Source organism: Streptomyces niphimycinicus, assembly GCF_018883605.1.
GTDB classification, from domain to species: Bacteria; Actinomycetota; Actinomycetes; order Streptomycetales; family Streptomycetaceae; genus Streptomyces; species Streptomyces niphimycinicus.
In genome coordinates, this window is the sequence record NZ_JAHLEM010000283.1 from 1 (window position 1) to 4,682 (window position 4,682).

Below are 4,682 nucleotides of genomic sequence, written 5' to 3' on the forward strand. Positions count from 1 at the left end.
GTCCCAGGGCGGCACCTCGGACACGTCCCCGAGTGGCCCCTCAGCCGCGTCCCGAGGCGGCTCCCCGCACACGTCCCCGGGTGGCCCCTCGCGCACGTCCCGGAGCGGCCTCTCGCGCACGTCCCGGAGCGGCCTCTCGCGCACGTCCCCGGACGGCCCCTCGCGCACGTCCCGAGGCTGCCCCTCGCACACGACCCCGGACGGCTCCTCGCACACGACCCCGGGCGGCTCCCCGGGCTCGTCCCCGAACAGCCCCTCGGTCCTCACCTCCCCGCTCCGTACCTCCGCAGCCTCTGCCTCCCCCACCGACGCTTCCCCGGCCAGGCGCCCCTCGGCCCGTCCTTTCGCGAAGCCCCTCGGCCCGTCCCGGCTGCTCAGGGTGACCGACCCGACCGCGATCGGGGGAGCCGACGGTGTGGGGAAGAGCGCCGCCACGCGGCTGGCGCGTGGAGGGGTGGCGGGGTGGGTCCGGCGGTCAGTGGTGCGGTGGTGGTGGCCCCCGGCGCGGGACGAAGCGGTGCCGGATGGCGGGCGTGGGCGGCGGCCCACCCCGCCGTCGCGATGGCGGCCGCGCCCCGGACCCTTGCCTACTGTGCGTGATCGCGTCCTCATGCACCCGACGGTAGAGACAAGCGGCCGATCGCGCCGATCCGCTTCAATTCCCGGGGATAACCACCAGGTTGTGGATAACTCCGTCACTCCGTCGAGCGAGGACCTTGCCCGCCCGACCAAGGACCGCCCAATCAAGGACCGCCCGGCCAAGGACCGCCCGGCCAAGGACCGCTCGCCCACCCTCCGCTAGCGCGGAGAGACCACCGCTCCCAGCAGCCCCGGCCCCGTATGGGCCCCGATCACCGCGCCCACCTCGCTCACATACAGCTCCGCCAGCCCCGGCACCCGGTCCCGCAGCCGCTCCGCGAGCGCCGCCGCCCGTTCGCCCGCCGCCAGGTGCTGCACCGCGATGTCCACCGGGCTCCGGCCCGCCCGCTCCACCACGATCTCCTCGAGCCGGGCGATGGCCTTCGAGGCGGTGCGGACCTTCTCCCGCAGCTCGATCCGCCCCTCGTCGAGCTGGAGCAGCGGTTTGACCGCGAGCGCCGAGCCGAGCAGGGCCTGGGCCGCGCCGATGCGGCCGCCGCGCCGCAGATAGTCGAGGGTGTCGACGTAGAAGTAGGCGGCGGTGCCGTCGGCCCGTTTCTCCGCCGCCGCCACGGCCTCGTCCAGCGTGCCGCCGCCCTCCGCCGTCTCGGCCGCCGCCAGCGCGCAGAAGCCCAGCGCCATCGCGACCATTCCGCTGTCCACCACCCGCACCGGAACGGGCGCGTCCTGTGCCGCGAGCGCCGCCGCGTCGTAGGTGCCGGAGAACTCGGCCGACAGATGCAGGGAGACGATGCCCGTCGCGCCCTCCTCGGCGGCGGCCCGGTAGGCGGCCGCGAACATCTCCGGACTGGGCCTGGACGTCGTCACCGGCTTCCGCTTCTGCAACGCCTGCGCGAGGGACCGGGCCGAGATCTCGGTGCCTTCTTCCAGGGCCCGGTCGCCGAGCACGACCGTCAGCGGCACCGCGGTGATGCGATGCCGCTCCATCGCATCCTGCGGCAAGTAAGCCGTTGAATCGGTCACGATCGCGACATGGCGGGACATGACTGGGAGGTTATCGGGGGATGGAGCCTGCCGACAGCGCGACCCCAGCGGATGATCAATTGCCTTACCCATCATGCCCTGTTCAGACGTGGCTCAGATCCTGTTCTCGGGCCGGGTTCCGGGGTCTCAGGCCGGGGCGTGGGATCCCGGGCCGGATGGTGGGACTCAGGCCGTGTTCTCGGGACGGCGGGACTGCTGCCAGGGCTTCTGCCACGCCTGGGGCTCCGTCTGGGGCCTCGCCCCGAGCGATGGCCGCGGCGGCTCCGGCTCCCGCCCCGCCTCGGGCCCCGATTGCGCCCCTGCCTCGGGCCGCGCCCCTGCCTCAGGCGCCGTCCGCGTCCCCGCCTCGGGCGCCGGCCACGACCCCGCATCCGTCCGCGGCTCCTCCGGCTCCACCGCCGTCCAGTGCCGCAGCGCCCCGGCCTCCATCTCGATCTCGCGGTTCAGCGAGTCCAGGTCGTCATGCGCGAACCGCTGCGTCCGCTCCTGCACCGCCCAGCGCAGCGAGTCCGCGGAGTGGGTGATCCGCTCCGTACGCTGCCGCAGGTCGGGCAGCAGGACGGCGAGACGGGACTTGTCGGGCTCCAGCTCCAGCCGCTTCAGATCCGCTTCCAGATCCTGCGCATGGGCGCTCAGCCGCTGGAACAGGACCAACGACTCCGACAGTGACTGGTCTTGCGGGGCAGCGGCCTGAAGCGCCTGGCTGGTGGCGCGCATCGAGCCGCGCAGGGAGAGCCGAAGCTGGGCCAGCTCACCGGCCGCGCCGGGCTGCGCGAGCTGCCGGGCCCGGAGTCTGGTGTCCTCCACGGTGCGGCGGGCCTGGTGCACGGTGCGGTCGATACCGCGCTTCGCCGCCCTGACCGCTCGGACGGCCCCATAGACCCCCGCCAGCATGATCAGGACGAAAAGCAGCAACAGGATCCAGATGGCTTCCATGTGCGCTCCTTGGGCGGCGGTCACGGCACGGTGGCGGTCGTCCTCCCAGCGTAAACGCGCCGGGCGGGCCAGAGGTTCCTGACGAACCCCCAACCCGCCCACATGTGGCACTCCGCGGAGGGGACGGCCCTTACAGCGCGGCCCTTACAGCGCGGCCCCTTACAGCGCGGCCCCGCCCCCGCCCCGCATCACGCCGGAACGATGTTGACCAGCTTCGGCGCCCGCACGATGACCTTACGGATACCGGCGCCGTTCAGCGCTGCCACGACCGCCGGGTCACCCAGCGCCAGCGCCTCCAGCTCCTCGTCCGAGACCGAGGGCGCGACCTCCAGCCGGGCCTTGACCTTGCCCTTGACCTGGACCACACAGGTGACGGTCTCGTCCACGACATACGCCGGGTCGGCGACCGGGAAGGGCTCGTGGACGACGGACGCGGAGTGGCCCAGCCTGCGCCACAGCTCCTCGGCGACATGCGGGGCCAGCGGCGAGATCAGCCGCACCAGCCCCTCGGCCACCGAGCGGGGCACCTCGCGCACCTTGGTGACGTGGTTGTTCAGCTCGGTGATCTTGGCGATGGCGGTGTTGAAGCGCAGGCCCTCCATGTCCTGCCGGACGCCGTCGATCGCCTTGTGCAGGGCGCGCAGCGTCGCCTCGTCGGGCTCGCTGTCGACGACGGTGACCTCACCGGTGCCCTCGTCGACGACATTGCGCCACAGCCGCTGGAGCAGCCGGTACTGGCCGACCACGGCGCGGGTGTCCCAGGGCCGTGAGACATCCAGCGGGCCCATGGCCATCTCGTACAGCCGCAGGGTGTCGGCCCCGTACTCGGCGCAGATCTCGTCCGGCGTGACGGCGTTCTTCAGGGACTTGCCCATCTTGCCCAGCAGCCGGGTGACCCGCTCGCCCTCGTACCAGTAGGCCCCGTCCCGCTCCTCGACCTCGGCGGCCGGGACGGCGATACCGCGGCTGTCCCGGTAGACATACGCCTGGATCATGCCCTGGTTGTACAGCTTGTGGAACGGCTCGACCGAGGAGACATGCCCCAGGTCGAACAGCACCTTGGACCAGAACCGCGCGTACAGCAGATGCAGCACCGCGTGCTCGGCGCCGCCGACGTACAGGTCGACACCGCCGTGCGGCTGACCCTCGCGCGGCCCCATCCAGTAGCGCTCGGTCTCGGGGTCGACCAGCCGCTCGCTGTTGTGCGGGTCCAGGTAGCGCAGCTCGTACCAGCAGGATCCGGCCCAGTTGGGCATGGTGTTGGTCTCGCGGCGGAACGGCCGCGGCCCGCGCCCGTCGCCCAGGTCCAGCACCACGTTGACCCAGTCCTCGTTCCGGGACAGCGGGGTCTCCGGGGAGGTGTCGGAGTCGTCCGGGTCGAAGGTACGCGGCGAGTAGTCCTCGACCTCGGGCAGCTTCAGGGGCAGCATCGACTCGGGCAGGGCGTGGGCCACGCCCTCCTCGTCGTAGACGATCGGGAACGGCTCGCCCCAGTAGCGCTGCCGGCTGAACAGCCAGTCCCGCAGCCGGTAGTTGACGGTGCCCTCGCCGATGGCGCGGGACTCCAGCCACTCGGTGATGCGCGCCTTGGCCTCGACGACGCCCAGCCCGTCCAGCGATACGGACTCCCCCGTCGAGTTGACGATCTTCGCGTCGTACGAGGCGAAGGCGTCGTCCCAGGTGGACGGGTCGGTGCCGCGATCGTCCGAGGGCTCGACGACACAGCGCATCGGCAGCTCGAAGGCGCGGGCGAAGGCGAAGTCACGGCTGTCGTGTGCCGGAACGGCCATGATCGCGCCGGTGCCGTAGCCCATCAGGACGTAGTCGGCGATGAAGACGGGCACCTGCTCGCCGCTGACCGGGTTGATGGCGTACGCACCGGTGAAGACGCCGGTCTTCTCCTTGACCTCGGCCTGCCGCTCGACGTCGGACTTGGCCGCGGCCTGCTTGCGGTAGGCGTCGACGGCCTGGGCCGGGGTGGCGTGGCCGCCGGTCCAGGCGTCGCGGGTGCCCTCGGGCCAGGCGCCCGGGACGATCTCGTCCACCAGGCCGTGCTCGGGCGCCAGGACCATATAGGTGGCGCCGAACAGGGTGTCCTGGCG

The 4,682-nt window shown here is 72.3% G+C and carries 3 protein-coding genes and 1 pseudogene; all 4 read right to left on the minus strand.

What is annotated here, in order from left to right:
- Window positions 1–267: pseudogene (locus KN815_RS24810) on the minus strand (ComEA family DNA-binding protein); the annotation flags it as partial.
- Between the two features lie 531 nt (window positions 268–798).
- Window positions 799–1,644: a DegV family protein gene (locus KN815_RS24815; protein ID WP_059147931.1), complete on the minus strand. Its 846-nt coding sequence runs from the start codon at window positions 1,642–1,644 to the stop codon at window positions 799–801.
- A 165-nt stretch (window positions 1,645–1,809) separates the two neighbouring features.
- A complete protein-coding gene (locus KN815_RS24820; RefSeq protein ID WP_216344144.1) occupies window positions 1,810–2,580 on the minus strand; it encodes a hypothetical protein in 771 nt (256 codons plus the stop codon).
- A gap of 188 nt (window positions 2,581–2,768) precedes the next feature.
- The coding region (leuS, locus tag KN815_RS24825; protein ID WP_216344145.1) for a leucine--tRNA ligase at window positions 2,769–4,682 on the minus strand (1,914 nt) is incomplete at its 5' end.

Bases quoted from the DNA above. Each gene is read 5' to 3' on its own strand.
- KN815_RS24815 (WP_059147931.1), bottom strand. From the start codon at position 1,644: ATGTCCCGCCATGTCGCGATCGTGACCGATTCAACGGCTTACTTGCCG.
- KN815_RS24820 (WP_216344144.1), bottom strand. From the start codon at position 2,580: ATGGAAGCCATCTGGATCCTGTTGCTGCTTTTCGTCCTGATCATGCTG.